Annotated in this window: 22 protein-coding genes; 15 read left to right on the top strand and 7 right to left on the bottom strand. The window is 67.5% G+C overall.

Annotation, left to right across the window (positions count from 1 at the left end; genetic code table 11):
- Positions 1–140: 140 nt before the first annotated feature.
- The 4 genes from folB to Q0P60_RS13040 all read left to right on the top strand — a co-directional run bounded on the left by folB (position 141) and on the right by Q0P60_RS13040 (position 4,806).
- Positions 141–494: a dihydroneopterin aldolase gene (gene folB, locus Q0P60_RS13055; RefSeq protein ID WP_294993954.1), complete on the top strand. Its 354-nt coding sequence runs from the start codon at positions 141–143 to the stop codon at positions 492–494.
- A gap of 69 nt (positions 495–563) precedes the next feature.
- Positions 564–1,835 carry a mechanosensitive ion channel domain-containing protein gene (locus Q0P60_RS13050; RefSeq protein ID WP_294993951.1) on the top strand — a complete coding sequence of 424 codons (1,272 nt, stop codon included), beginning with the start codon at positions 564–566 and terminating at the stop codon, positions 1,833–1,835.
- Between the two features lie 128 nt (positions 1,836–1,963).
- Positions 1,964–4,138, top strand: coding sequence for a glycoside hydrolase family 3 N-terminal domain-containing protein (locus tag Q0P60_RS13045; protein WP_294993949.1), 2,175 nt, complete (start codon positions 1,964–1,966; stop codon positions 4,136–4,138).
- Positions 4,139–4,251: 113 nt separating this feature from the next.
- Entirely contained in the window at positions 4,252–4,806 is a 555-nt protein-coding gene (locus Q0P60_RS13040; protein WP_294993946.1) for a hypothetical protein, read from the top strand.
- Positions 4,807–4,877: 71 nt separating this feature from the next.
- Here the strand turns inward: Q0P60_RS13040 and Q0P60_RS13035 are convergent, their stop codons facing one another.
- A complete protein-coding gene (locus tag Q0P60_RS13035) occupies positions 4,878–6,044 on the bottom strand; it encodes a PQQ-dependent sugar dehydrogenase (RefSeq protein ID WP_294993943.1) in 1,167 nt (388 codons plus the stop codon).
- Between the two features lie 168 nt (positions 6,045–6,212).
- Here Q0P60_RS13035 and yiaA point away from each other — a divergent pair, with 168 nt between their 5' ends.
- Positions 6,213–6,668 (top strand): inner membrane protein YiaA, encoded by a 456-nt coding sequence (gene yiaA / locus Q0P60_RS13030; RefSeq protein ID WP_294993941.1) that lies wholly within the window; start codon positions 6,213–6,215, stop codon positions 6,666–6,668.
- 110 nt (positions 6,669–6,778) lie between these two features.
- On the opposite strand, the gene Q0P60_RS13025 is transcribed toward yiaA, so the two are convergent.
- The 6 genes from Q0P60_RS13025 to Q0P60_RS13000 form a co-directional block, all read right to left on the bottom strand.
- Positions 6,779–7,120, bottom strand: a complete 342-nt coding sequence (locus Q0P60_RS13025; protein WP_294993939.1) for a hypothetical protein — start codon at positions 7,118–7,120, stop codon at positions 6,779–6,781.
- A 119-nt stretch (positions 7,121–7,239) separates the two neighbouring features.
- Positions 7,240–8,541, bottom strand: a complete 1,302-nt coding sequence (locus Q0P60_RS13020) for an amino acid permease (protein ID WP_294993936.1) — start codon at positions 8,539–8,541, stop codon at positions 7,240–7,242.
- The gene (locus tag Q0P60_RS13015) at positions 8,538–9,299 is read right to left on the bottom strand and encodes a L,D-transpeptidase family protein (protein ID WP_294993933.1); all 762 of its coding nucleotides are present in this window, start codon (positions 9,297–9,299) and stop codon (positions 8,538–8,540) included. Before Q0P60_RS13015 ends, Q0P60_RS13020 begins: the two co-directional genes overlap by 4 nt.
- 15 nt (positions 9,300–9,314) lie before the next feature.
- On the bottom strand, positions 9,315–10,163 hold the full coding sequence (locus tag Q0P60_RS13010) for a MurR/RpiR family transcriptional regulator (protein WP_294993930.1): 849 nt from the start codon (positions 10,161–10,163) through the stop codon (positions 9,315–9,317).
- Positions 10,164–10,383: 220 nt separating this feature from the next.
- Positions 10,384–11,478, bottom strand: coding sequence for a dipeptide epimerase (locus tag Q0P60_RS13005; RefSeq protein WP_294993927.1), 1,095 nt, complete (start codon positions 11,476–11,478; stop codon positions 10,384–10,386).
- Positions 11,479–12,915, bottom strand: a complete 1,437-nt coding sequence (locus tag Q0P60_RS13000; RefSeq protein WP_294993924.1) for an SH3 domain-containing protein — start codon at positions 12,913–12,915, stop codon at positions 11,479–11,481.
- A 132-nt stretch (positions 12,916–13,047) separates the two neighbouring features.
- On the opposite strand from Q0P60_RS13000, the gene Q0P60_RS12995 reads away from it, so the two are divergent.
- From Q0P60_RS12995 to Q0P60_RS12950, 10 genes are all read left to right on the top strand, one after another.
- The gene (locus Q0P60_RS12995) at positions 13,048–14,517 is read left to right on the top strand and encodes a transglutaminase-like domain-containing protein (RefSeq protein WP_294993921.1); all 1,470 of its coding nucleotides are present in this window, start codon (positions 13,048–13,050) and stop codon (positions 14,515–14,517) included.
- A 51-nt stretch (positions 14,518–14,568) separates the two neighbouring features.
- On the top strand, positions 14,569–17,592 hold the full coding sequence (locus Q0P60_RS12990; RefSeq protein ID WP_294993918.1) for a TonB-dependent receptor: 3,024 nt from the start codon (positions 14,569–14,571) through the stop codon (positions 17,590–17,592).
- A 53-nt stretch (positions 17,593–17,645) separates the two neighbouring features.
- Complete coding sequence (locus Q0P60_RS12985) at positions 17,646–19,199, top strand: serine hydrolase domain-containing protein (RefSeq protein ID WP_294993915.1); 1,554 nt, start codon at positions 17,646–17,648, stop codon at positions 19,197–19,199.
- Positions 19,132–19,845 carry a M15 family metallopeptidase gene (locus tag Q0P60_RS12980; protein ID WP_294993912.1) on the top strand — a complete coding sequence of 238 codons (714 nt, stop codon included), beginning with the start codon at positions 19,132–19,134 and terminating at the stop codon, positions 19,843–19,845. Before Q0P60_RS12985 ends, Q0P60_RS12980 begins: the two co-directional genes overlap by 68 nt.
- 206 nt (positions 19,846–20,051) lie before the next feature.
- The gene (locus Q0P60_RS12975; RefSeq protein ID WP_294993909.1) at positions 20,052–20,423 is read left to right on the top strand and encodes a hypothetical protein; all 372 of its coding nucleotides are present in this window, start codon (positions 20,052–20,054) and stop codon (positions 20,421–20,423) included.
- A gap of 233 nt (positions 20,424–20,656) precedes the next feature.
- Entirely contained in the window at positions 20,657–21,073 is a 417-nt protein-coding gene (locus Q0P60_RS12970) for an EF-hand domain-containing protein (protein ID WP_106549734.1), read from the top strand.
- A 120-nt stretch (positions 21,074–21,193) separates the two neighbouring features.
- The gene (locus Q0P60_RS12965; RefSeq protein WP_294993904.1) at positions 21,194–21,703 is read left to right on the top strand and encodes a DinB family protein; all 510 of its coding nucleotides are present in this window, start codon (positions 21,194–21,196) and stop codon (positions 21,701–21,703) included.
- A 45-nt stretch (positions 21,704–21,748) separates the two neighbouring features.
- Entirely contained in the window at positions 21,749–22,501 is a 753-nt protein-coding gene (locus Q0P60_RS12960; protein ID WP_294993902.1) for an HAD family hydrolase, read from the top strand.
- A 31-nt stretch (positions 22,502–22,532) separates the two neighbouring features.
- Complete coding sequence (locus Q0P60_RS12955; RefSeq protein ID WP_294993899.1) at positions 22,533–23,021, top strand: hypothetical protein; 489 nt, start codon at positions 22,533–22,535, stop codon at positions 23,019–23,021.
- Positions 23,022–23,186: 165 nt separating this feature from the next.
- On the top strand, positions 23,187–24,551 hold the full coding sequence (locus tag Q0P60_RS12950) for a VOC family protein (RefSeq protein ID WP_294993896.1): 1,365 nt from the start codon (positions 23,187–23,189) through the stop codon (positions 24,549–24,551).
- Positions 24,552–24,608 lie beyond the last annotated feature (57 nt).

Genomic DNA, 24,608 nt, shown 5'->3' with positions numbered 1-24,608 from the left:
AGCCCCGGCGCTACCGGCGGCGGCGCCGCTGCGATCGCGGCCTCGCCCAGTGTCTTTGCAGGATCCGCCCAGTGCCCGTTCCGGGCAGGGTCACTGCCGTGCCGTTACCATGACCGCCTGTATTCGCGCTGGTAACCGCAATGGACAAGGTTTTCATCGAGGGGCTGACGATCGACGCCCTGATCGGTATCTACGATTGGGAACGACGGATCCGCCAGGACCTGGTGTTCGACCTGGAAATGGGTTTCGACAACCGTCGTCCCGCGGCTACCGATGACATCGCGCACACGCTGAACTACAAGGCGGTGAGCAAGCGCCTGGAGCAGTTCGTGCGCGAGTCGGAATTCGGGCTGGTGGAAACCCTGGCCGAGCGCTGCGCGCAGATCGTGCTGGCCGAATTCGATGTGAAGTGGCTGCGCCTGAAGCTGAGCAAGCCGGGTGCGGTGCGCGGCGCGCGCGCAGTCGGCGTGATCATCGAACGCACCCGGGACTGACCCGGCAGTGCCGCCCGCGGGCCGGCAACCCAGCAACAACCCAAGAGAAAACAGCTAAGGAGACAACGGATGGTGGACGCGGTGGTGGCGGTACAGTGGCTGGAACGGCTGCAGAACACACTGGAACCCTATCCTGGCGCCTACCTGGCGTTGATGATCTCAGCGCTGCTGATCGCGGCGGGCCTGGCCAACTGGGTGACCAAGCGGATCCTGCTGCGCGGGCTGCGGCGCCTGCTCAACCGCCTGCCGGGGGCCGACACGGGCCGTGGCAGCCATCTGCTGCGGGTAATCGCGCGGCTGTCGAACGTGGTGCCCAGCCAGGTGATCGCCTCGGGCATCCGCATCGTGCCGGACCTGCCGCCGGGCCTGGTCGGTTTCATCATCGGTGCCTGCCAGGCCTGGGCGATCCTGACCGTGGTGATGGCCATCTCGCACGCGCTGGATGCCGCAAACGACCTGTACGAGCGCCGCCCCGAGGCGCGCAACAAGCCGATCAAGGGCTACCTGCAGGTCGCCAAGATCGTCATCTTCGTGATTGCCGGCCTGTCCATCGTCGCCACCCTGGCCGGGGTCGACCTGCGCTATCTGGTGACCGGACTGGGCGCGGCCACGGCGGTACTGATGCTGATCTTCCAGGACACCATCCTGTCGCTGGTGGCCAGCGTGCAGATCAGCGGCGACGGCCGCGTGCGCATCGGCGACTGGATCGAGATGCCCAGCCAGAATGCGGATGGCGATGTCATCGACATCGCGCTGCACACCGTCACCGTGCAGAACTTCGACAAGACCATCACCACCATCCCGACCAAGAAGCTGGTGACCGAGTCGTTCAAGAACTGGCGCGGCATGCAGGAGGCCGGTGGCCGCCGGATCAAGCGTGCGCTGTACCTGGACCAGCACAGCGTCGGCTTCCTGGACGAGGCGGACCTGGCCTTCCTGAGCGAGTTCGCGCTGCTGCGCGACTACCTGCAGGACAAGCAGCAGGAGCTGGGGCAGTGGAACGGCCGCCTGCGCGAGCAGGGCGTGGCCGAGGTCAACAGCCGCCGGGTGACCAACCTCGGGACCTTCCGGGCCTATGTGGAGCGATACCTGCGCAGCCACCCGGGCATCCATACCGACATGACGCTGCTGGTACGGCAGCTGCAGCCGACCACCGAGGGCCTGCCGCTGGAGCTGTACTGCTTCACCCGCAGCACGGCGTGGGGAGAGTATGAGGCGGTGCAGTCGGACATCTTCGACCACCTGCTGGCCATCCTGCCGGCCTTCGGCCTGCGGGTGTTCCAGGCCTCCAGCGACGCCATGTTGATGGCCGGGCAGCGCCAGCTGGCTGGCTCGGAGTAAGCTGCGATGCCTCCGGCGGGGCCATACGGACCCCGCTGGTGGCTGAAACTGAATGACGAAACCTCTCGCCAAATGGCTCGGGATCGCTAGAATGCCGGGCTTGTAAACGTTTTCATCAAGGACTGCTGGTGGCCTCCGATCGCATCGAATCCCTCATTGCCCAGATGACCGTCGAGGAAAAGGTCGGCCAGCTGGGTGTCTTCGCGGACATGGTCCGCCCGTTCGCCCCGGACGTGAACCCGGAAGCCAACGTGCGCAACGCCGACCAGGTGCTGCAGCAGGTACGTGAAGGCAAGGTCGGATCCCTGTTCAACGGTGTCGGCGCCGAACTGGGCCGCCGCATCCAGCAGGTGGCCACCGAGGAGAGCCGCCTGGGCATCCCGGTGATCCTGGCGGCCGATGTCATCCATGGCATGCGCACCGTGTTCCCGATCCCGCTGGGCGAGGCTGCCAGCTTCGAGCCGGACCTGGCCGAGCGCACCGCACGCGCCACCGCGGTCGAGGCCACCGCCGCCGGCCTGCACTGGACCTACGCACCGGCCGTGGACATCGCCCGCGACCAGCGTTGGGGCCGTGGCGCTGAAGGAGCTGGTGAAGACGTGGTGCTGGGCTGTGCGTTCGCCGCCGCCCGCGTGCGCGGCTTCCAGGGCAGCGACCTGCGTGCCGCCGATTCGCTGCTGGCCACGCCCAAGCACTTCGCCGCCTATGGCGCGGTGATGGCCGGCATGGAATACAACATGGTGGACATCTCGCCGCAGACCCTGCGCGACGTGCACCTGCCGCCGTTCAAGGCCGCCTTCGACGCCGGTGCGATCACCGTGATGTCTTCGTTCAATGACATCAATGGCGTGCCCGCCAGTGCCAACGCCGAACTGCTGACCGACATCCTGCGTGGCGAGTGGAAGTTCCCGGGCGTGGTGATCTCCGATTACACCGCGGACATGGAGCTGGTCGCCCACGGCTATGCCGCCGACGATCGCGATGCCACCGCCAAGGCGTTCACCGCCGGCCTCGACCTGAGCATGCAGAGCGGCTTCTACGCCGAGCACCTGCCGGGCCTGGTCGAGAGCGGCGAAGTGCCGATGGAAGTGCTGGACGAGGGCGTGCGCCGCATCCTGTGGCTGAAGGAAACCATCGGCCTGTTCGATGACCCGTACCGTTCGCTGGACCCGGCGCGCGAAGCCGACACTTCGCACCTGGCCGCGCATGACGCGTTGTCGCGCGATGCCGCACGCCGTTCGATCGTGCTGCTGAACAACCGCGACAACGTGCTGCCGCTTCAGAAGAGCGGGCAGAAGATCGCGCTGATCGGGCCGTTCGTGCAGGACCGCGAGAACATCGAGGGCTGCTGGACGCTGTTCGGCGACAAGCAGCGCTATGTGGACCTGGAAACCGGCGTGCGCGCTGCCATCGGCGATGCGTCGCTGCTGGAGATCGTGCCCGGTTGCGAGCTGGAGACGGCGATTCCGGGAGGCACCGAAGCCGCCGTGGCCGCCGCGTTGCGCGCCGACGTGGTGGTGCTGGCACTGGGCGAGCCGCAGCGTTACAGCGGCGAGGCGCAGTCGCGGGTGGAGATCACCCTGCCGCCGGCACAGCAGGCATTGGCCGAGGCGGTGGCGATGACCGGCAAGCCGCTGGTGGTGCTGCTGCGCAATGGTCGCGCGCTGGCGCTGCAGGGCGCGGTGCGCAATGCGCAGGCGGTGGCGGTGACCTGGTACCTGGGCACCCAGACCGGCCATGCAGTGGCCGATGTGCTGTTTGGTGACTACAGCCCGTCCGGCCGCCTGCCGGTCAGCTTCCCGCAGGTGTCGGGCCAGCAGCCGTACTTCTACAACCACCCGCGTACCGGCCGCCCGGAGCTGCCGACCATGTCGGAGTTCAAGGCGCGCTGGCGCGAGATTCCGAACGAGCCGCTGTATCCGTTCGGCCATGGCATCGGCTACACCCGCTTCGCCTATGGCGTACCGCAGCTGAGCACGGCCCAGCTGGGCTGGGATGACACCCTGACCATCACCACCACGCTGACCAACAGTGGCGCGGTGGCTGGCGAGGAAGTGGTGCAGCTGTACATCCACGATCGCGTGGCCAGCCGCGTGCGTCCGGTGCGCGAGTTGAAGGATTTCCGCAAGGTAGCGCTGCAGCCGGGCGAGTCGACCGAGGTGGTGTTCACCCTGGGCCGCGAGCAGCTGGCCTTCACCGGCCGCGACGGCGTGCTGCGTGCCGAACCGGGCCAGTTCGACCTGTGGGTCTGTGCCTCCTCCGCCGCCGGCGACGCCGTGCAGTTCGACCTGCTGAAGGCCTGACCCCACAAGAAAAGGGGACGGAGGGAATTAAGTCGTAAATGCATAAACGACTTAATCCCCTCCGTCCCCTTTTTTGTACCATCGGTGTTCCTGATCTGTTGGAGGCTCCGCGCATGCGCACGATCGCCGTGTTGATTCCCGCCCTGCTGCTGGCGGCCTGCTCGCAGCCGGCACCGCCGGCCGAGCCCGCTGCCGATGCGCCGCCGCCGATGCAGGCCAGCGCTGCGGCGACGCCTGCGGCCGAGCCGACCACGCCTGCTGCGGAACCGGCGGTAGCCGCACCGGCCGCGCCGGCTGCGGCGGAACCTGCCGAGGATGTGCGTGCGCGTATCGAAACCGTGCTCGGCGATGCCGCGCAATACGAGAAGGTGTTCAACGCCTTCAAGACGGCCGTCGTCGGCGGTGACCGCGCGGCGGTGGTCGAACAGCTGCGCTTCCCGCTGAACATTGCCGGTGGAAAGAAGATCAGCGGCCCCGGCGAGTTCCAGCGCAGCTACGAGAAGATCATCACCCCGGCCGTGCTCAAGGCGGTATCCGAGCAGTCGTTCGACACGGTCTTCGTCAACCAGCAGGGCGTGATGATCGGCAGCGGCCAGGTGTGGTTGAACGGGCAGTGCCTGGACAAGGCCTGCACCAGGACCGAGGTGAAGGTCATCACCATCCAGTGAATGCGAACGGCCCCGCGAGCGGGGCCGTTGCAGAGGGGCAATGCCGGCCAGCGGCCGGCACTACCGTGTTGTCAGGTCTTCGGAGTCAGTTTCAGCAGGCGTGCCTTGCTGCCATCTTCCAGCAGCCACAGCGCGCCATCCGGGCCCTGTTCCACTTCGCGGATGCGCTCGCCCATGTTGAAGCGCTCGGCTTCGCGCGCGCTGTCCCCATCGAAGGCCACGCGCACCAGCGAGGTGGAGGACAGGCCGCCGATGAAGGCACTGCCCTTCCACTGCGGGAACAGGTTGCCACTGTAGATCACCAGGCCGGCCGGCGAGATCACCGGCGTCCAGGTCACCTTCGGTGCGGCGAATTCCGGGCGGGTATCGTGGTCGGGAATCGGGCGGCCGTCGTAGTGGTCGCCGTTGGAGACGATCGGGTAGCCATAGTTGGCGCCGCGCACGATCAGGTTCAGTTCGTCGCCGCCGGCCGGGCCCATCTCATGCGCCCACAGCTTGCCGTTGCCGTCGAAGGCCATGCCGAGGATGTTGCGGTGGCCGAGCGACCACACCTGCGCGGCGACGCCACCCTGCGAGGCGAACGGATTGTCGGCGGGCAGGCTGCCATCGTCATTGAGGCGGATGATCTTGCCGAGGTTGCTGCCCATGTCCTGGGCCGGGTCGAACTTCTGCCGCTCGCTGGAACTGATCCACAGCTTGCCGTCCGGGCCGAACGCGAGGCGGTGGCCGTAATGGCCCTCGCCGCTGACCTTGGGGCTCTGCCGCCAGATTACTTTCAGATCCTTGAGCTGGCCGGCGCCGTCGGGTTGCAGCACCAGCGTGGCACGCGCCACTGCGGCGCCACGGGTATCGAGCGTGCCTTCCTCGGCATAACTGACGTAAACAACATGGTTGCGCGCGAACTGCGGATGCAGGATCACGTCGCCGAAGCCACCCTGGCCACCGTAGGCGACCTTGGGCACGCCGGTGATCTCGTGCTTCTGGCCGCTGGCCAGGTCCAGGTGCTGCAGTTTGCCGCGCTTTTCGGTGACCAGCAGGCTGCCGTCAGGCAGGAAGGTCATCGCCCACGGCTGGTCGAAGCGGTTGACCTCGGTGGCGGTGAACGGCCGCTGGTCGGCCGCGGCAGACGCTGGTGCAGCGGCCTGCGCGGCGCTGGCGGGCGGGTCGGCAGCGTTGCAGGCGGAGGTGGCGAGGATCGGCACCAGGCCGAGGGCGAGCAGCAGGGGCGTGCGGGTCATGGGTATCTCCAGGGCGGGGATGCGGATGGCCGGGCTGTCCCTTGTATACCACTGGTGGCGTGACCGTCGTGGCCCGAAGGTCCTGCCACCCCTGTGCGGCGGCGGCGCGATCGTCTAGGGTGGGCACGCCCGGGCAAAGCATGCCCGTCTGCCTGCCAAGGATCTGCAATGAACACTGCCATACCCCACAAGCCGTCCACCGCCTTCATCGCCGCCTCGTGGGTGGCCCTGCTGCTGGGAGCGGCGGCGTACCTGATCGGCCTGTTCAACGCCGCGACGATGGCGCTCAACGAGAAGGGCTACTACCTGACCCTGCTGCTGTTCGGCCTGTTCGCGGCGGTGTCGCTGCAGAAGAGCGTGCGCGACCGCGTCGAGGGCATTGCGGTGAGTGGCCTGTACTACGCGTTGTGCTGGTTCGCGCTGCTGTCGGCGCTGATGCTGTTGCTGGTTGGCCTGTGGAACGCGACCCTGGCGTCGAGCGAGAAGGGTTTCTACGGCATGGCCTATGCGCTGTCGCTGTTCGGCGCGGTGGCGGTGCAGAAGAACACCCGTGACCTGATCGCGGCCGGTGGCGGTGACGGCAGGCGCAGCGCGGTGGTGCCGCCGCTGCCGGAACAGGATTGATCCACCCCCTGTAGAGCCGAGCCACGCTCGGCTCACGGGCGTCAAGCAGCCGAGCCTGAAGCAGCCGAGTGAAGCAGCCGAGCATGGGCTCGGCTCTACAGGGGCCGCGGTCAGCTGCGATGCGGCACGCCGTTGTCCAGGCGCGGATCAAGATTCAGCGCTTCGTCCCAGCCTCGGCGCACGGCGTTACGTGCCTGCGCCCATTCCAGGCGGCTGCGGCCACGCTCGCTGGCCCAGCGTGACTCCAGCTCGCCTTCCACCTCCTCGTAGGCGCGGATCATGTCCTGCGCGCGTGCGGCGTGGCCGATGCGGTAGGCCGGCTCGTAATCCTCGAAGAACAGCTGGTCGTCGTAATACGGCTCGGCGGTGTAGCGTTCGCGCCAGTAGTTGCTGACCGCGTCGCGCGGCGTGCTGTCGTCCGGTACGCGGCCGGGGATCTGGTATTCGGTCATGCGAGGGCTCCGTGGTGGACGAAGCCTGATCGTGCCTGCGCGGCGGTTAACGGCCCGGTCCGGCAGCGTGAAGGCCGGGTCTGTAGCGCCGAGCCTGGGCCCGGCACTACCTCCATCGGTCACCCGCCGTCGGCGTCCTTGCGCGGCAGCCTGTAGATCACCGCACCGATGGCGAAGGCGACCAGCGCGGCGGCGATGTTCTGCCAGCTGGCACTGGCGAACAGGGCCAGGCACAGCAGCAGCGCCAGCACCGGAATCAGCGGGCCGCCGGGCAGCTTCAAGGCGCCGGGGCGGTCGGCATAGCGCTTGGCCAGCACCAGCACCGCCGCTGCGGTACCGATGTAGGCGAACAAGCGGGTGGTCATCGACAGCAACGCCAGCTGCACGAACGAGCCGGACAGGGCCAGGCCGAGCGCGATCAGGCCCTGGCACAGGATCGACGCCGCCGGAGTGTGGAAGCGCGGATGCACCTGGGCCAGGATCTTCGGCCCGTAGCCATCGCGGGCCAGCGCGAACAGGAAGCGCGGCCCCATCATCATGGTGTTGCTGTTGGTGCCGAGGATGGAGATGGTGGCGCCGATGGTCAGGATCAGCGCCAGTGCTTCGCCACCGAAGCCGGCGGCGGCGTCGGCCAGCGGCGTGGCCGAACTGGACAGGCCCGCCAGCGTGCCCTGTGCCACCACCTGCACCGCGCCGTAGATGACGGTGACGGTGATGATCATGGTGATCAGTGCGAACGGAATATCGCGGCGCGGATTGCGGTACTCGCCGGCGGCGGCCGGGATGTTCTCGAAACCGGCATAGGCGTACAGCAGCAGCAGCGCGGCTTCGCCCATGCGCTGCAGGTCGTGCGGGTCCGGGCGCTGGCCGGAGAAGGCCAGCTGCGGATCGATGTAGAACGCGCCGATGGCCACGAACAGCAGCAGCGGCAGCATCTTGCCGATCACCAGGATCACGCCGGTACGTGCCGCCGAACGCACGCCGATGATGTTGACTCCGGTAAGGAAGCCCAGCGACACCACGATCACCGCGATGCGGCCCAGGCCGGCACCGGCCCACGGCCAGAAGCGCGCGACGGCATCGGCCAGCGCGTTGCTGAGCGCGGCGGCCGAGCTGATCCGGGTCAGCCAGATCATCCAGCCGATCTCGAAACCCGCGAAGCGGCCGAATGCCTCGCGCGCATACAGGTAGCTGCCGCCGGGTTCATCGAAGTAGCTGGCGGCCTGCGCGTAGCACAGCACCAGCAGGGCCACGACGATGCCGGCGGCAACCACGCCCCACAGGCTGAAGGGGCCGAGCAGGGCCACGGTGGCGGCCGGCAACAGGTAGATGCCGCTGCCGATCACGTCGTTGATCGAGAGGCCGACGATCTGCCAGCGGCTGACCGCGCGCTGCAGCTGCGGTTCGTCCTGCGCGCTCAACGGGCGTCTCCGTGCAGTGCGGGCAGCTGCCATTGCGCCTGCAGGCGCTTGTACTCGGCGCGCGGCAGCAGCACGAAGCGCGGCGTATCCTGCGGCCGCAGCCAGTCCAGCAGCGCCTGCATGCGCGCTTGCGGCATGGCCGTGCAACCGGCCGTGGCCTCCCCGGGCTGGCGCCACAGATGGGCAAAGATGCAGCTGCCCTTGCCGGGCTGGTTGTCCGGGTTGTGGGCGATCACGAAGCCTTCCTGGTAGCGCACGTCGCCCTTGTTGTGCAGGTCCAGCCGCATCGGCTCGGTCGAGCCCTTGATCGCTGCGCTGCCGACCTTCTTCGCATCGACGATGCGGTTGTAGAACGGCGAGCCGGGCACGTCCATGCAGTAGCTGCTGTCCAGCATCGGCTGGTAGGCCATTGCGGTGCCGGGACGGGTGATGGCATAGCCGAATGCGCTGCCGAGCGCGAACACGCCGGCCGGGCTGCGACCATCGCCTTCCTGTTTCTGCGGGCCATTGGGCTGCGCCGGATGCAGGCCCAGGCCCCATGCGCTGCCGGTGCGGCCAAGCGCAACCGGGAAGGCCGCGCCATGCGCGTGCCAGCCCTTGCCATCACGCACATAGGCCTGCAGCTGCCCCTGGGTGCTGTCCCAGTTCTCGCTGGTGACCACGATCAACTGGCGTGCACCTTCCAGCGGCGCAGCATGGACGGACAGCGCGGCGGCAAGCAGCAGCGCAGCGGTGGCAAGACGGGCCAGCGGGTTCATCAACATGCGCTCCGGTCAGGAATCCAGCAGGTGGTCGATCCGCTCCAGGTTCACCGCCAGCTGCTGCTGGCGGTCCGGATTGGCGTGGCAGAGCAGCACGAACAGGAAGTCGAGCAGGGCGTGCATGGCGCTACGGTACAGCAGCTGCGCGACCTGCGGCGTGCGGTCGTGCGCGCACACCGCCAGCGCGGCATCCGCATGCGCGCGCAGCGGGTTGGCGGTGTGCCGGGTGATGGAAATCACCTTGCCGCCCATGTCCTGGAACTGCCGCGACAGCTGCGACAGCTGCGCCAGGTTGCCGAACTCGGAGAACACCAGCAGCACATCGCCGGGGCGTGCGGCCGACAGGTTGGCCAGCATCAGGATCGGGTCGGTATGCGGTACCACCAGCAGCCCCAGCAGCGACAGCCGCATGGCGAACTCGCGGGCGAACAGTCCGTCGTCACCCAGGCCATGCACGAACAGCTTCGGCGCGCCGTCGAGCAGCTGCACGATGCGTTCGATTTCCTCGCGCGGGTTGGCCTGGCGGGTTTCCTCTTCGGCCTGTGCCTTGCTGCGGCGCAGGGCTTCACCCAGGCGCCGGTAGTCGTCGCCGCCGTCGGGCTCGCTCGGCGCCTGCTGCGGATCGGCGCCGGCGCGGGCGACATCCTGGCCGATCGAATACTTCAGGTCCGGGTAGCCCTTGAACCCCAGCTTCTGGCTGAACTTCACCACGCTGGACTGGCTGATGCCCAGCGCACTGGCCAGCTGCTGCGACGAGTAGTCGCGCAGCAGGTGCGCGTTGTCGAGGATGAAGTCGGCGATGCGGCGTTCGATGGCCGACATCTGCCCGCGCTCGGAACGGATCTTCAGCAGGGGCGGCATGTCGGGTGTCCGGGCATGGATAGGCGCGTTGCGGTTGGCAGCGTGGAGCAGGTCATGGGGTGGATCGCGCGCGTGCCAGCCGCGAAGGGGCTACGGGGTCGGGCAGAAGCAGGGGCGGAAGCATCCACGCATGGCGTGGATCTACCCGGTCTTTCCGCGGAAAGAAAAGTAACGCCCGACCCAAAGTCAGTTGTACGCCAGGCCAGCCGCAAGGCAGAGATCAACCCAGCATCTCCAGTCCGCGCACTTCGGTGATGCCCAGCCCGGGCACGTCGCTGATACTGATCTCCGATTCGTTGAAATGCACGCCGCCGCTGACCGGGTCGAACTGGCCCAGCGAAGGGCCATCCAGGTCGACCTTGGTGATCACATCGCTCTTGGCCACCGCCAGGTGCACCGCCGCCGCCACGCTGATACTGGACTCGATCATGCAGCCGATCATGCAGGGCACGCCGTAGATGCCGGCGATGTCGGCGATGCGGATGGCGTTGGACAGGCCGCCGGTCTTCATCAGCTTGATGTTGATGATGTCGGCTGCGCGGTGCTGGATCAGGTCCATCACCTGGCTCGGGCTGAACACGCTTTCGTCGGCCATCACCGGCGTGTTGACCCGGTCGGTGACGTACTTCAGTCCGTTGATGTCGGCCGCCTTCACCGGCTGCTCCAGCAGTTCCAGCACCACGCCGGCGTCTTCCAGCGTGCGCATCGCATGCACGGCCTGCTTGGCGGTCCAGCCCTGGTTGGCATCCAGGCGCAGCAGCGCGCGACCCTGCACGGCGGCATGGATGGCCTTGACCCGTTCGATGTCCAGGCCGATGTCCTTGCCGACCTTGATCTTCAGCGATTCGAAGCCGCGTTCGATCGCCGACAGCGAGTCGGCCACCATCTTGTCGATGTAGTCCACGCTGATGGTGATGTCGGTGGTGATCACCGGGTCACCGCCGCCCAGCATCTGGTACAGCGGTGCGCCGTGCAGCTGCGCCCAGAGGTCGTACAGGGCGATCTCCACGGCGGCCTTGGCGCTGGTGTTGCGCTCCATCGCGGTCTGCACCAGCCCGCACAGCCGGTTGAGGTTGACCACCTCCTGGCCGATCAGGCGCGGGGCGATGAAGTGACGGATCGCTTCGATGATCGAGCCGTGGGTATCGCCGGTGATCACGGCGGTTGCCGGTGCCTCGCCGTAGCCGGTATGGCCGCTGTCGGTCCGGATCAGCACCACCACGTCCTCGACGGTCTCCACCGTGCGCAGGGCGGTCTTGAACGGTGTCTTCAGCGGCACGCGCAGCATGCCCAGTTCGATGGCAGTGATCTTCATTCAGGGAGTCTTGGCGCGCAGGCGCTGGATGTTGGTGATGCGGTCGATGTAGCGGACGGTATCGCTGGCCATCATCGGCTCCAGCGGCGTGACCGAAACACCATTGAGATGGGCCTGCACGCGCTTGCCGTCGGCACCGTACCAGCTGCCGCCCGCCGTATCGTGGATGACCCAGGTGCGGCCGTCGACGTGGCCGATGGCCATCATCACGTGGCCCGGGATGTACACCAGGTCGCCTGCCTGCAGGTCGGCGACGGCGCGGTCGCGCACGGCCTTGCCGTCCTTTCCGGTGAACGGCAGGCGGTCCAGCGCGGGGCTGACCGCCTGTGCGCTGGTATTGCGCGGCAGCAGCACACCGAAGCTGCGGTAGATCTCGGATACGAATCCGCTGCAGTCACGGCTGTCGTAGTCGTGGCCCCACCCGTAGCGTTCACCGAGGAACTTGAAGGCCTGCTGCAGCAGCAGGCGCGGGGTCAGCGGCAGGTAGTCGGCGGCGGTGTCCTGCGAGCGCGGCAACAGCGCCGGCAGCAGCTTCAGCCGACCATCGGCCTCGCGTACCGGTAGCTGCACCACCCACGAGGCATGTGCCTGCTGGCCGTTCACCGGCTCGGCGGCCGGCCAGTCGGCCAGCACCGGCAGGCGCACGCCCATGTCCAGCTGCAGGCGCGAGACGCGCGGTTCCTGCGGGGTGTAGGCGGTCTGCGCGATGGCGCCGGTGACAATCCGGTAGGGGCCTTTCGTGCCGTAGCCGAGCACCGTGGCCTTGTCGCCGCTGGCCACCGCATCGGCCTCGATCCATGCGCTGTAGCGTTCGCTGTGCACGAACAGCCAGCGGCCATCGGCGCTGCGGTGGACCACGGCGACCTTGTCACCGGGGAACAGCGCCGATTCCTGGAAGCGATCGATGTCGGTGTCACCCACGCTGCTGAACACGCGCTCGCGGGTGGGGAAGGTGCGCAGTGCGGCACGCTTCACCACCAGCCCATACTGCGGTGCCGTCTGCGCGGCAATGGCATCCAGGCCGAGGTTGGCCTCGATCGCGCTGCGCAGGCCCGGCGCAATGGCCTGGCCCTTGTCGTTGTAGAGGGCGCGCGTGGGCCAGCTCGACAGGGCACCGATGCTGGCACGCACCTGCGCGGCATCAAGCTGGGCGGGCAGCGCCGCGATATCCTGGATATGGCTGTCCTGCGCCCGCATGCGCGCGTTCTGCGCATCGATCTGCGCGCGGTCGAGGATCAGCGCATCGGCGTTCGGCAGGCGTTCGGCCCAGTACTGCGGGGTCAGGTAGGCCTCATGCAGGCCGAGCACATAGGGCAGCGGCGCGCCGGGGTCGGGGGCCGGCGCGGCCAGTGCAACGCCCGGTGCGGCCAGCAGGCACAGGGCCAGGGTCAAGCGGCGCGGCCAGGGCCGATGCCGTTCGCGGGAAGCCAGGATCATGCGCAGCACACCCTCCTCGAATGCCAGTAGGAATATTTATTCCTTTCTTCGGCGAAAGCAAGAATAAATTATTGACCGGTTCCCCGGCCCGTGTTACACAGCCGTTACCACCCGCGCTGGGGAAGTGTCGCTGTGGATCCTGCCGTTCGCAAACCGCGTCTGCCTGCCGCCGGCCTGTGTGCCGCGCTGCTGCTGTGTGCGTCGGTTGCCGCGGCTGCAGGTGAGCACGACGCCGAGGCGCGTGCGCGCGAAACCCGGCTGATCGACCTGATCGACAGCGGCCGCTTCGGCGCCGCCGATGTGCTGCTGGCGAGCGCAGGCGGATCCACCAGCGCCGCCTTCCAGCGCGAGCGCATGCGCCGCATCCGCCTGGATTTCAGCCTGGATGAAGCCGCCGCCAAGGCCGCGCTGCGGCGCTGGATTCCCGATCTGAGCGACGAGGAGTTCGCGCGTTGGGACCAGCAGGGCCTGATCGAACATGCCGACATCGATGGCACGCGCTGGTACTTCAAGCGCGCGCCGTCGAACCTGTTCCTGCTCAGCGACGAGGCCCGTGCACGCCGTCGCACGGATGCGCCGATGCCATCGCCGGGACCCAATGAAGTGCTCAATCCGCATCACGCGCGGGTGGTCGCGGCGGCCGCGCAGAGCGCGCAGCCAGCGGTGCTGCCGCAGCGCATCGCCTTCACCCAGTCGCTGACGGTGCAGGCCGATGCCGTGCCGGCCGGCGAAACCATCCGCGCCTGGATTCCGTATCCGCGCGAGCTTCCGGGCCAGCAGGAACAGGTGCAATGGCGTGGCAGCGTGCCGGGCAGGGCGCAGCTGGCGCCGGCCGATACACTGCAGCGCACCGCCTACCTGGAGGCGAAAGCGGTGGCGGGGCAGCCGACCCGCTTCGAGATCCGCTACGCGGTGACGATCTTCGCCCGGCATACCGCGATTGATCCGGCCAAGGTGCAGGCCACGCCGGCCGATCCGGCGCTGGCGCCCTTCCTGGCCGAGCAGCTGCCACATGTGCGCTTCACGCCTGCGCTGAAGCTGTTCTCCGACCAGGTGCTGCAGGGCGAGACGCGTCCCTACGAGAGGGTGCGCAGGCTGTTCGCGGCGGTCGATCGCATTCCGTGGGCCGGTGCCCGTGAGTACTCCACCCTCAGCAACATCAGCGACCATGCGCTGCATGCCGGGCATGCCGACTGCGGCCAGCAGACCCTGCTGCTGATCGCGCTGCTGCGGATGAACGGCATTCCCGCGCGCTGGCAGTCGGGAATGGTGTTCTCCGACGATGGCAGCGGCTACAGCAACCTGCACGACTGGGGACAGGTTTACCTGGCGCCGTATGGCTGGTTGCCGATGGACGTGACCACCGGGGCGCTGGCCAGCAGCGTGCCGGCACTGCGCGACTTCTACCTCGGTGGCCTTGATGGCTACCGCATCGCCTTCAACGACGATTTCGGCCAGGCCCTGGTGCCGGCCAAACAGCATTTCCGCTCGGAAACGGTCGACTCGCAGCGCGGCGAGGCCGAGTGGGCAGGCGGCAACCTGTACTTCGACCAATGGAGCTACGACTTCCAGTGGCGGGTACTGCCAGCCGGGCAACGCTAGCGCGACACATCGCATTCCACACCATTCAATTCTTGCAGGAGAGAGCAGGGGATGAAGGCTTACAGCATCAAGCGGGCGGCGTTGAGCGTCGCCCTGGGAGCGTGTCTGGGCGCAATGCTGCCCGGTATCGCAATGGCACAGAACGTGAGTGGCGCAGTGGCGGGCCGCGCCACCGCCGGCGACCAGGTGACCGTGGTCAGCAGCAGCACCGGCCTGACCCGCAGCGTGACGGTCGGCGCCGATGGCAGCTATCGCCTGGGCCAGCTGCCGGTAGGTGACTACCAGCTGCAGCTCAGCCGCGCGGGCCAGAAGCTGGGCGACCAGGTCGCGGTCAGCGTTGCGGTCGGCGGTACCACCACGGTCAACCTGGCCAGTGGCGGTGGCGTCACCAACCTCGACGCCCTGCAGGTGGTCGGCACCCGCGTAGTCAACCGGGTGGACGTGTACTCCACCGAGACCTCGTTCAACATCAACCGGCAGGAGATCTCGCGCCTGCCGGTGGCGCAGGACCTCGCCGCGGTGGCGCTGATGGCGCCGGGCGTGGTCGGTGGCAACTCCTCGTTCGGCGGCCTGTCATTCGCCGGTTCCTCGGTGGCCGAGAACGCGGTGTTCATCAACGGCCTGAACGTCACCGACATGTATACCCGTCGTGGCTTCAGCACTGCGCCATTCGCCTTCTTCAAGGAATTCCAGGTCAAGACCGGCGGTTACTCGGTCGAGTTCGGTCGTTCCACCGGCGGCGTCATCAATGCGGTGACCCGTTCGGGCAGCAACGAATTCGAGGGCGGTGTGGAAGTGACCGCCGAGCCGAGCGCCTGGCGCGCCAGCGGGGGCGACCACTTCCATCGCGATGGCACGCCGCACTCCTATGGCAGCCGCGACAACAACTCGTTCCTGAAGACCAATGTCTGGGGATCGGGACCGATCATCAAGGACAAACTGTTCCTGTTCGCGATGTACGAGGACCGCGATGACCGCGGCCACAACACCTCGTCCGACGGCAGCACCTGGTTCAAGAACACGTCCGGCAATGGCTTCTGGGGCACCAAGCTGGACTGGAACATCAACGACAACCACAGCCTTGCGCTGCTGGCGTTCTCCGACGAGGGCGACGTCACCAATGCGTCGTACGGCTACAACTGGAACAGCGACCGGCTGGGCGCCTGGGGCGGTGATTCGGTCACCGAGACCGGTGGCCGCAACTGGTCGGCGACCTATACCGGCCACTTCGGCCAGAACTTCACTGCGCGCGCGATGGTCGGCCAGAACAAGCAGCGTGCCTTCACCAGTTCGTCGCTGGACCAGGCGTGCAGCCCGGTGTTCACCGACAGCACCTATGGCCCGCGCCTGGGCAAGCTGCAGGGCCTGCGCGCCGGCTGCCACCCGACCGGTGCGGCGGTGGCGGAGCGCGACGATACCCGTGACGTGGCGCGGCTGGATTTCGAATGGCAGCTGGGCGATCACCTGCTGCGCTTCGGTGTCGACCGTGAACTGATGACCACCAAGCAGTCCACCCGTTATCCGGGCCCCACCGAGCTGAGCTACACCGCGTACGTGGCGCGGCCGGGCGATGAGGTGTGGGACGGCGCCAATGCCTATGTGCCGGCCGGTGTCACCGAGATGCTGCGTGCGCGCAACCGCAGGTCGGGCGGCACTTTCGAGACCGAAGCCAATGCGCTGTACGTGGAAGACATCTGGAACATCACACCGAACCTGATGCTGAACCTCGGCGTGCGCTGGGATCGCTTCGAGAACCGTACCGCAGCCGGCAAGGCGTTCATCAAGATGGACGACCTGATCGCACCACGGGTCGGCTTCTCGTGGGACATGCGCGGTGACGGCAGCACCAAGCTGTTCGGCAACGCCGGCCGCTACTACCTGCCGGTGACCAACAACATCAACGTCAACTTTGCCGGTGGCCTGACCGACGAATACAGCTACTACGTGCTCAACGGCTGGGAGCAGAAGACCTCGCCGACCGGCTCGGCGTACATGGCACCGGTCATCGGCCAGCAGATCGGGCCGACCGACACCCGCATGAACACCGGCGGTGCCGACCTGCGCCAGAGCGTGGACCGCGACCTGAAGGCGGTCTACCAGGACGAGTACATCCTCGGCTTCCAGAACATGATCAACCAGGCCTGGTCGTGGGGCGTCAACGCCACCTACCGGCGCATGACCCGCGCGCTGGATGACATCCGCATCAACTACACGCCGTGTGGCCCGACCCCGAGCACGCTGTGGCCGATCGCCAATCCGGGCGAGAGCCTGACGATCTGGGGCGACAAGAGCATCGGCTGCGCCAACGAAGGCTGGATCACCATCGACACCGCCAACAGCGGCTATCGCAAGGGCGGCAGCGGCGAGGTGGTCGGCTATTCCAAGCCCAAGCGCACCTACAAGGCACTGGAGTTCCAGATCGACCGTGCCTGGGACGAAAAGTGGATGTTCAACGCTTCGTACCTGTGGTCCAAGAGCGAAGGCAACTTCGAAGGGCCGGTGAACTCCGATACCAACTACGGCGATACCGGCATGGTCCAGTTCTGGGACCATCCGTCCACCAACGAGCGTTACGGCGTGCTGTTCAACGACTTCCGCCACCAGTTCAAGCTGCGTGCCGCGTATGCGCTGAACAAGCAGTGGTCGTTCGGCACCACGCTGCAGGTGCAGTCCGGTGGCCCGATCACCGCCTATGGCGTGATGTGGCCGAACGACACGATCGCGGGTGGCAGCACCTCCAGCGAAGGCAGTGGCGGTGGCACCGGCTGGCTGTGCGTGGCCAACTGCTCGGGCCCGTATGACAAGCGCCAGTTCGACTACAGCCCGCGCGGTGCGTTCGGGCGCCTGCCGTGGACCTGGACCATGGGGGCCAACGTGACCTGGCGCCTGCCGGTGGAAGGGATCGACCTCAGTGCACGGCTGTCGGTGTACAACCTGTTCAACAACCAGAAGACCATCAACGTGCACCAGCGCTACGAGGCGCAGCCCGGCCAGTACCGCGAAGCGACCTTCGCAACGGGGACGCGCTGGCAGGCGCCGCGCTATACCCAGCTGGTGGTGACCTGGAATTTCTGAGCCGGTATCCCGCGCCGTCCCGGTGGGCGGCGCGGCCCCGGAGGGACGCCCGCATGCATCCTCTGTTGATCCTGGCGGCCGCACTGGCCGCTCCCCCCGCCGCATCGATCGACACCGCGTCCATCGATGCTGATGTGGCCAGCGTGGTCCGGCACGAGCATCTGCCGGGCCTGGCACTGGCGGTGGTCGAGGACGGGCGCGTGGTCTATCGCCACGCCGAAGGCGCACGTGGCGATGGCGGTCGCATCGACGAGGACACGCTGTTCAAGATCGCCTCCAACAGCAAGGCGATGACCGCGGCCCTGCTGGCCCGGCTGGTGCAGCAGGGCAAGCTGCGCTGGGACGATCCGGTGCAGCGGTACCTGCCCGGCTTCCGCATGCAGGATGCGTGGGTGGGCCAGCAGATGCAGGTGCGCGACCTGCTGATCCACAACAGCGGGCTGGGCCTGGGCGCCGGCGACCTGATGCTGTGGCCGGAGCCTAACGCGTTCACCCGCGCCGACATCATCGCCGGCCTGGCGCACCTGAAGCCGGTCAGCAGCTTCCGCAGCCGCTACGCCTACGACAACCTGATGTACGTGGTGGCTGGCGAGGTCGCGGCCGCCGCCGGCGGCAAGCCTTACGACCAGCTGATGCGCGAGCAGGTGTTCGCGCCGCTGGGCCTGTCGCGCTGCCAGGTTGGCGCGTGGCCGGTGCAGCAGGTGGGCAACGTGGCGCAACCGCATGCCTGGCGCGGTGATCGCAACGAGGTGGTGAATGCCGACGCTGCGCTCAGTCCGGACCTGCCGTCGATGGCCGCGGGCGGCATCCGCTGTTCACTGCGTGACATGACGCGCTGGATGCAGGTGCTGCTGGATCCAGCACGGGTGCCGGACTGGCTGGACGCCGGCCAGCGGCGCACGCTGTGGACCCTGCACATGCCGATGCCGTTGGGTGAACGCCAGCGACGCTGGGAGAACGCGCACTTCTACGGCTACGGCTATGGCTGGCGGGTCTCGGACATGGACGGGCAGTGGAAGGTGGCGCACACCGGCACGCTGTCGGGCATGTATTCATCGTTGGCCCTGTTGCCGGATCGCAACGTCGGTGTGGTGATGCTGATCAATGGCGAAGGCGAGGATGCACGCAGCGCGCTGATGCAGGCGGTGCTGAAGCGCTTCACCGCTGCGGGCGATGCGCGCCCGGCAATGGCGTACCTGGCCGAGCTGAAGGCCGACCAGGTGGCGCGCGCGGCCTCGGGCCAGTTGCGGCCCGCCACGGCGGCGGCGCGTGCGGCGGGCGGTGCCGATCTGCCGCGCTGGCAGGGACGCTACAACGATCCCTGGCTGGGACCGGCCTCGCTGTGCGCGGGCACGCAGGGCCTGCGCTTCAGCGTGGACAAATCGCCGAGGTTGCAGGGCCGCGTGCTGCAGCTGGAGGGGCGCTGGCTGCTGCGCTGGGATACGCTGGGCGACGACGCACAGGTGTGGCTGCAGCCCGCTGAAGGCACACCGCCGACCCTGGACCTGCGTGCCATCGACCCGGACATCGACTTCAGCTATGACTTCCAGGACCTGCATTTCACTCGTACTGGCGATTGCCCTGTCAGCGGGCGCACGCGCCGCTGAGCCCGTACGCGTCTCGCCAGCCACCGATGCCGCCAGTGCCGGGCTGGTCGAGATCCGCACGCTGTCGCCCAGCATCGAGATGGACATCCGCTACGCCGGTACCGACAACTTCACCGGCGCGCGCGTACCGGGCTACCAGGCGCCCTCCTGCTATCTGCTGGCGCCGGTGGCGAAGGCCCTGGCACAGGTGGAAGAGGACCTGCGCGCGGATGGCTTCGGCCTGCGGGTCTACGACTGCTACCGGCCGGTGCGCTCGGTGCAGGCGTTCATGGCCTGGGTGAACGATCCGCACGAACACTCGCGCCAGGCCGTGCAGTACCCGGGTCTGGACAAGCCGCAGCTGGTGGCTGATGGCTACATCGCCGAACGCTCCGGGCACAGCCGTGGCGCCACCGTCGATCTCGGCCTGCTGGACTGCCGCAGTGGCCGTTGCACGCCGCTGGACATGGGCACCGACTTCGACTTCTTCGGTCCCCGCGCGCATACGCGGACGCACGGGCTGAGTGCAGCACAGCAGGCCAACCGGCAGCAGCTGGTGCGAGCGATGGCCCGCCGTGGCTTCGTCAACTATCCGCAGGAATGGTGGCACTACACCCTGCAGCCCGAACCGGATCCCGGTACGGCCTACGACGTTCCAGTGCTTTAGGGGGTATCGGCAGGGCTGCGCCCTGCACCGGCAGAGGCAACGGCAACGGCAGAGGCAACGGCCGAAGCAACCGCTGGCGTTTTCGATGCAGATTCGTCCACGCATGGCGTGGATCTACAGACATCAGCGCGCCTGCGATGGCGCGCACCGGGCTGCTACCCGGCCGATACCCTTACACTGGCCGCCTTCTCCCTGCCGCCCCTCCGATGAACCTTCCCCTGCACTTCGGCCTGCTCGGTACCCTGGAAGCGGGCGCCATCGCCCTGCTGGTCGGCCTGCTGGTGTATTTCCTGTGGTCGCGGCTGTGCCGGCTGCTGCACTGGTCGGTAGGCCATGCGATCGGTTGGTCCTGCGTGATCTCGGTGGTGATCTCCGCAGGCATCGATGCGTGGAAGCTGTTCTATATGGGCATCGTGCGCCTGGAGTCGCCGCTGTACGCGCGCCTGTTCCTCGCCACCATCCACGATCCGAACGAACTCGGCAGCCGAGTGGTGCTGGAAATCGCCGGCGCGCTTGCCGGTGTGGCGCTGGGATGGGTGATGTTCAGTTCGCGGTCATCGGCGCAGAACGTCGACTGACGCAGGTTTTTCGTTCGCTGCCGGTTAAATCCGGTGGCGCTGAATGTGCATCTTATGAGCCGCTCACTTCGCGCTAACCACTGCGCTAACGCATGCGCGCGGGTGAGTGGTTAACCGTGCGTGTTGAGTCTGGTCGCGGCGCAAAATCGATTCAGAAACGCGGTGGCAGGGTAGGTGCCGTGCGGAAACAGACATGCCGCGCAACACCACCCAATCGGTAGGAGACACCCCTGATGACTATTCGCAACCGCAAGCCCCTGATCGCCCTGATCGTCGCCGCCGGCAGCGTGCTGGCCATCCCGGCGATGGCCCAGTCGGCCAAGCAGCAGGCCGCGCATGCGCAGAACGAAGCGGCGCAGGCCCAGCAGGCAGCGGCACAGGCCGGCCAGGCGGCAGACCAGGCGACCAATGCGGCCGCAGCGGCCTCGGCGCAGGCCAATGGCGGTGGCCAGACCTGGGCCAGTATCGATACCGATGGCAACGGCACCATCAGCAAATCCGAGGCACAGGTGAATGCCGGCCTGGCCCAGGTGTTCGATCAGGCCGATACCAACAAGGACGGCGAGCTGAGTGCCGATGAGTACAAGGCCTATGTGGCCGCCCAGCAGGCCGGTGCCGGTGGCGCCGCGCAGGGCGCACAGGGCAGGTAACACCAGGTTCGGGGCGTATGGGAACCCGGGCGGCGATGGCCGCCCGGGTTTTTTCTGCCCGACGGCCGCTGGCGCCGCCGCATTGACGGCAGCGGCGGCGTAAACGATGCTCCTCCGCAGATGGCAACCCTCAAGACCCATTTCGAGGCCATGGCCCGCTACAACGCCTGGGCCAACCAGCGCCTGTACGCGGCAGTGGAGCCATTGCCGGTGGAGGACTACCGCAGGCCATGCGGGGCGTTCTTCGGTTCCATCGAGGGCACCCTCAACCACCTGCTGGTGACCGATCGCATCTGGCTGCGCCGGCTGGCCGGGCTGGGTGACAGTGGGTATGCACTGGACACGCTGCTGTTCACTGAATTCACTGCCCTGCGCCAGGCGCGGATCGAGGAAGATGCGGGCATCGTCAGCTTCGTGCTCGACCTCCCGGAGGCCGCACTCGCCACCCGCGTTGCCTATCGGCGCGTCTCCACGCCCGAACCGCAGCTGCAACGGGTGGATGCCGGGCTGGCGCACTGGTTCAACCACCAGACCCACCATCGTGGCCAGGTGCATACCCTGCTGACCCAACTGACCGGGCAGGCCCCGGCACTGGACCTGCTGGTCTACCAGCGCCAGCACGGCGACTGAGCCCTTCCGGTGTCCCGCATGCCGGGACGGGGGTATCCTTGTGCGATGAATACCCCCACGCCTGCGCCGTCGCGCGCCATCGGCCTGGTCGGTTTTGACGGTGACGATACGCTGTGGAAGAGCGAGGACTACTACCGCAAGGCCGAGCAGGATTACCTTGACCTGCTGTCGCGCTATGTCGACGTGCATGACACCCAGACCGCGCGCCACCTGCTGGAAGTGCAGCAGCGCCACCTGGGCACCTTCGGCTACGGGGTGAAGAGCATGACCCTGTCGATGATCGAAGCGGCCATCGACATCACCGGCCAGCGCATCGACGCCAGGGATATCCAGCGCATCCTGGATATCGGCCACGACACCCTGCGCCACCCGGTCGAGCTGATCGACGGGGTGCGTGAAGCGGTGGCAGCGATCGCCGAGCACTACCCGGTGGTGCTGATCACCAAGGGCGACCTGTTCCACCAGGAAGCCAAGATCAAGGTCGCCAACCTCGCCGAGCTGTTCCCGCGCATCGAGATCGTCTCGGAGAAGGACCCGGAAACCTACGCCCGCGTGCTGGCCGAATTCGACCTGCCGATGCAGCGCTTCGTGATGGTCGGCAACTCGTTGCGCTCGGACATCGAGCCGGTGGTGACCCTCGGCGGCTGGGGCGTGCATACCCCGTACGCGGTGACCTGGGCCCATGAGACCCAGCATGGCGTGGCCGACGACGAACCGCGCATGGTCACTGCCGATACTGCCCACGACTGGCCCGCCGCACTGGCTGCGATCGAGGCCAAGGCCGCCGCGGCGGCCTGACAGGGCGCGGCGGCTGCGGCAGAATCGGCGCATGAATCCCCGACTGCGCACGCTGCTGTTGTCCCTGCTGCTGGCGCCGGCCACCGTGCTGGCGCAGCAGACCGCCGAGCGTTCAGCCGCCTATGAGGTGGACACCGGCGACGGTTGGGTCGATGCCCAGCTGCAGGACATCAACCACTACGCCGAACGCTACCCGGATGCCTTCCTCGACGAGGTGTCGCGCTATGCGGACGTGCCGCGTGGCTACATCAGCGCGTTGTTCAGCAGCCATGGCTGGCAGGCCGCCGATATCTACTTCGCCTGTTTCTGGGCCAAGGCCAGCGGCCAGACCTGCCGCGACAGCGTGCGCGCCTTCAGCCAGGACCCGGAAGGGGGCTGGGAGGCGGTGGTGAAGCGCATGCCGACCAAGCCGGACAACCTGCATTACCGCGCCGTGCGCCACGCCATCGTGGCCAGCTACGGGCATTGGGACCGGCCGATTACCCTGGATGCCACGCTGAAGCGCCAGCTGAAGCGGTAGTGCCGGCCGCTGGCCGGCAACTGCGTCCTTCCAGGCATCCGGAGGTTGCCGGCCAGCGGCCGGCACTACCGGTGTCCTTCATGTTGCTCTGCATATCGCCGCCACCGCGCGCTCCGGCGACAATACGGGTTCGAGCTGTTCCCCGTTCCCGTAATCGAGTGACTGATGAGCGCCTCTTTCGTTTCGCCTGATGTGATCCGCCGCCTGTTCGCACAGGCCATGTCCCGCATGTACCGCACCGAAGTGCCGCTGTACGGCACGCTGGTGGAACTGGTGGAGCGGATCAACGCGCAGGTGCTGGAGCAGGATCCGGCGCTGGCCGCGCAGCTGCAGCGCAACGATGAGCGCGCGCGCCTGGATGAAGAGCGCCACGGCGCGATCCGCGTCGGCACCGTGCAGGAGCTGGCGACGCTGCGCCGCCTGTTCGCGGTGATGGGCATGTATCCGGTCGGTTACTACGACCTGTCGGTGGCCGGCGTGCCGGTGCACTCCACCGCGTTCCGCCCGTTGACCGGCGCCGCGCTGGCGCAGAATCCGTTCCGCGTGTTCACCTCGCTGCTGCGCCTGGAGCTGATCGAGGACGAAGCACTGCGCGCGGAGTCGGCAACCATCCTTGCCCGCCGCCGGATCTTCACCGAGGGCGCGCTGGCGCTGATCGACCAGGCCGAGCATGACGGTGGCCTGTCGCAGGCCGATGCCGCGCGTTTCGTTGACGAGGCACTGGAAACCTTCCGTTGGCACGGTGATGCCACCGTTGACCTGCCGACCTACCACGCGCTGCACAAGGCGCATCGCCTGGTGGCCGACGTGGTCAGTTTCCGTGGCCCGCACATCAACCACCTGACCCCGCGCACGCTGGACATCGATGCGGCGCAGGCGGCGATGATCGAGCACGGCATGGCCGCCAAGGCGGTGATCGAAGGCCCGCCGCGCCGTGCCTGCCCGATCCTGCTGCGCCAGACCAGCTTCAAGGCGCTGGAGGAAGCGGTACATTTCCCGCACGGCGAGGGTGGCGACGCCGGCACCCATACCGCGCGCTTCGGCGAGATCGAACAGCGTGGCCTTGCGCTGACCCCGAAGGGCCGCGCGCTGTATGACCAGCTGCTGGCGCAGGCACGCGATGCAGGCGGTGCCGGCAGCACCGATGGCGACTACGGCCAGCGCCTGCAGGCGGTGTTTGCCGGTTTCCCGGATGACCATGACACCCTGCGCCAGGAAGGGCTGGGTTACTACCGCTACCAGCTGACCGACGCGGGCCGCACCGCACCGGAGCGCGTGGCCGATCTGCCGGCCGAAGTGCTGGTGGCCGCCGGCCTGGCCACGGCCGATCCGATCGTCTACGAGGACTTCCTGCCGGTCAGCGCCGCAGGCATCTTCCAGTCGAACCTGGGCGGTGAAGAACAGCGGGCGTATGCCGCCCATGCCAACCGCGGGGCCTTCGAGCAGGCGCTGGGCGCAGCGGTCAACGACGAGTTCGAGATCTACGAGCGGCTGCAGGCCGAATCGCTGGCGAGCCTGCGCAGCGCCTGAAGGTAGAGCCGGCCGCTGGCCGGCTGCTGGGGAAGCCGGCCAGCGGCCGGCTCTACC

Source organism: uncultured Stenotrophomonas sp. (assembly GCF_945952405.1).
Lineage (GTDB): Bacteria > Pseudomonadota > Gammaproteobacteria > Xanthomonadales > Xanthomonadaceae > Stenotrophomonas.
The sequence above is the reverse complement of the archived record's forward strand: the minus strand, read 5'-3'. Positions and strand labels throughout refer to the sequence as shown.